The 3,514-nt window shown below is 43.3% G+C and carries 4 protein-coding genes; 3 read left to right on the plus strand and 1 reads right to left on the minus strand.

Annotation, left to right across the window (positions count from 1 at the left end; genetic code table 11):
• The coding region (locus tag WKF69_RS10070; RefSeq protein WP_340381575.1) for a M23 family metallopeptidase at positions 1-638 on the minus strand (638 nt) is incomplete at its 3' end.
• Between the two features lie 181 nt (positions 639-819).
• Here WKF69_RS10070 and WKF69_RS10075 point away from each other — a divergent pair.
• The 3 genes from WKF69_RS10075 to WKF69_RS10085 form a co-directional block, all read left to right on the plus strand.
• Positions 820-1,401 (plus strand): polymer-forming cytoskeletal protein, encoded by a 582-nt coding sequence (locus WKF69_RS10075; protein WP_340381576.1) that lies wholly within the window; start codon positions 820-822, stop codon positions 1,399-1,401.
• Positions 1,402-1,718: 317 nt separating this feature from the next.
• The gene (locus WKF69_RS10080) at positions 1,719-2,756 is read left to right on the plus strand and encodes an LLM class flavin-dependent oxidoreductase (protein WP_340381577.1); all 1,038 of its coding nucleotides are present in this window, start codon (positions 1,719-1,721) and stop codon (positions 2,754-2,756) included.
• Between the two features lie 25 nt (positions 2,757-2,781).
• Positions 2,782-3,514 (plus strand): putative sensor domain DACNV-containing protein (locus tag WKF69_RS10085; RefSeq protein WP_340381578.1); only part of this gene is annotated, 733 nt, incomplete at its 3' end.

Here is a 3,514-nt window from a genome sequence, read left to right on the forward strand (position 1 = left end):
CCGTAACCCTGGAACCAGCCGGCTATTATTACCTGGCCATCTGCAGTGCTTTTAACGGCATCACCTCTGCGTCCCTTAAAATCGATGCCGGGATGGAACTCAACCCGTCCGCGCCTAACGGGATCGCTTCTGTATCCGAAGCGTGAGTTCATGACAAAATTCGCCGGATAACCAATAGGAGTAAATGCGATACCTACCAGAATATCCTCCAACCTTTCACTATATAAAGCGTAAGTTTCTTCAGGACTAAGCTCTGCTGCCGCTTCATCATTTCCACCAACATCTTTAACAGAGAATCCTTTTATCCCCCTTTTTATCAGGTACTGATTAATTTTTTCAAGCTTGTTTTCTATATTCTGGATATAATTTTTTGCCTGTGTCGTATCGCTGGCAACGAGGAATTGGCTTTTTAAGTATGCTATTTCCTGTGCGTATGCTATCCTTTCCTGCTTGATCTTGCTGACTTCCAGAGAGAGGAATATGATGGTTACCGTCAGTAACAGCAGTGTGAAGCAAATTGTAAAAGCGTATTGTCTGAGACGGTTTATATGTTTTGTTTTGACCCGGAGAGACTTGGTTTCGCCCTTTGTGGTGCCAACAACTAATATAGTGCTGAAATCAGATTTGGAAACTATCATCAGGCAAGATTAAGAGAAGAGCAGGTAATCTGCTGTTTTAATAAGTAGCTATAATACCACATTTAATCGTTTTTTAAAACATTTTATTAACTTAATCGTATGCTTATGCTAGTTTGTGCTGTGAGATTATACGTATACTTGATAATGGTAATGAAAGTTTCGTAGTTAGATTAATAATTAAATGATAAAAAAGGTTGTGAATTTTATTCAGAAATTCCTAAGCAAAAAACCTGGCCCGCAAGAAATTATTGCAGATTTTCATACCACGATTATGCGTGTGGATGATAATTTTATTTCATCAAGCTCAATCATCCTTGATCAAGTATTAAAAGGCAATATATACTCCTTAAAAGAAGTTATCGTAACCGGTACCGCCGAAATTTCAGGAAACGTGATATCCAGGACAGCCTCCATCAGTGGCAAGGTGGATGGTGATATCATTTCTACGGAGTTTGCTGATATAAAAAGTACTGCCGTTATAAGCGGGCACATACGGGCAAGCGCCATATCCATTGAGCCTGGCGCAGTAATAAACGGATCTATCCACGTAGAAGGAAATATCGACGAACGTGACCTTCTTTCAAAAGTTGAAAACAGGCTTCCTTTTAATACACCCAAGGAACCTGCTTTCCTTACTTATATTCTGCCTGACGAAGTTCCGGTTATTGAAGCAGCGCCTAAACCTGAGATCAGGCCGTCAGAAGTAAATAAAAGGCCAACCGCTTCTGTTGCATTTAAAAATAAATCGGCCAAGCCTGTTTAGGCTGAATAAGAGGCCAACTTGCTTCGCGGAATAGTGGGTACTGATTAACAGTATCAATTATCAAGTGGATTGTTCCCCGACTTGATCGGGGATCTCATCAAGACAAGCGGCCCAAGCCGCTGTGTCAACCGACCCATTGAGCTTTGTAACTATCCGCCAACTGAAACTTCCACAGCTGGCCGTTAAACTTAATTTGACAATTGCCCGTTTTTATTTTGACTTTCAAATTATACCCTTTTTAAGCTTTCGTTTATCTAAACCTTAATTTTACCGACAGGTCTGAACCCAAAAAGTAGTCAGGTTAATTGGTGATTTAAATGGTAAATATTTCGGATAATAATAAGCGGGTGGCCATATCGGTTTTAGACCTCGTTCCCGTAATTTCTGGTCAGACTCCGGCAGATTCTTTTAAAAATACTCTTGATCTGGCTCAGAATGCAGAGCGTTTCGGATACGAGCGTTACTGGATTGCCGAGCATCATAATATGGCGGGAATAGCAAGCTCTGCCACTTCAATCCTGATCTCGCATGTTGCGGGTGGTACTTCGAAGATCCGTGTTGGCTCAGGTGGTATTATGCTTCCAAACCATTCACCTTTGGTAATAGCAGAACAGTTTGGAACATTGGAATCTTTATTTCCCGGACGTATTGATCTCGGGCTTGGGCGTGCACCGGGAACAGATCAGCTTACAGCTATGGCATTGCGCCGGAATCTTGAGGGTGCTGGTGAAGATTTCGCTCAGAACTTAGCGGAACTCAGGGAATATCTGTCTGCAGACAATGCAGGCGCTCGTGTCAGGGCTATACCGGGCGAGGGCCTTGATATTCCGATATGGCTTTTAGGTTCAAGCACCTATAGCGCACAGCTTGCGGGACTGCTTGGATTGCCATTCTCTTTTGCAAGCCACTTTGCTCCAAACCTGCTTTTTACAGCTTTGCAAGTTTACAGGGATAGTTTCCGCCCGTCTGAATTTTTGAAAGAACCGTATGCAATGGCTTGCGTGAATGTTATTGCTGCCGATACCGACGCTGAAGCAAAGCGAATTGCAACATCACTTTACATGGCGTTCTTAAATGTGATTAAAGGTACAAGGACTACACTCCAGCCGCCGGTTGATAACATGGACTCTATCTGGAATGAAGCCGAGCGTTATGCCACGCAGCAGATGTTAAGCTATACGTTCATTGGATCTGCAGAGACAGTAAAAGCTAAAATGCAGGCTTTCGCGGATGATACCCGCGTTGATGAGATCATGGCGGCTGGAATGATCTATGATCACGATGCACGGGTAAAATCTTATAAGATCCTTTCGGAATTAAATCTTCAAAAAAATGAAGCGTATATTAGATCATAAATCTGCCTACTAAGAAATTTAACACATGGATCAGGCAAAAACTATATCAGGAGAGTCTACTTATAAAGCTGCGGCCGCTGTCGCGGACAGGGTCGTTGATATATTTACACAGCATCTCGAGGAAGCAGTTGAAAAAGGAGAGACATATCTCGCGTCTGTGCCGTCAGCGTATCACGTTGAACAGATTCTGGATACTGCTTTTTGGGCCAGTCTGAGAAGGGAAGAGGGGAATTCACCCAAAGTTTCTATCGCTTTTTTGTCTCCGGAACAGGCCGGGCTGCCGCTGCGCTTTGAGCATAAGCTTACCTTTAGTCCAAACGTCCTTACCAAACTTGGCCCCGGTGTAGAAAGGGCAGGCGTCCATTTGGGTGTCTGGTATGATGATGACGGATTATACATTTGGGGCACTACCCATAAAATACCCAATTACTGCTTTGTGCTTGATGTATCTGAGCCTGGACTGCTGGTTATAAAACACCGGCGCGCAAATGGCTTTGGAAAGTTTACGAATATTGTAGTTTTAATTGGGGACCAGATCAAAATTGTCGATGAAGACAGCCGTAATCTCCCGGATTGCCCTGTGCTTCTAACATCTTTACTAGGATTTTCATCGGTATCACCGAACCATTCTGTAAACGTGTTGATTCAGATCGCCACGTCGATGAGAGCCCATAAACATGGGGGGTCACTGCTGGTAGTTCCTTCACGCAGTGATGTCTGGCGCGAGTCTATTATTCACCCCATGAAATATTCAATTT

The sequence above is a fragment of the Daejeonella sp. genome (assembly GCF_037719425.1).
In the GTDB taxonomy this organism is placed as follows: Bacteria; Bacteroidota; Bacteroidia; order Sphingobacteriales; family Sphingobacteriaceae; genus Daejeonella.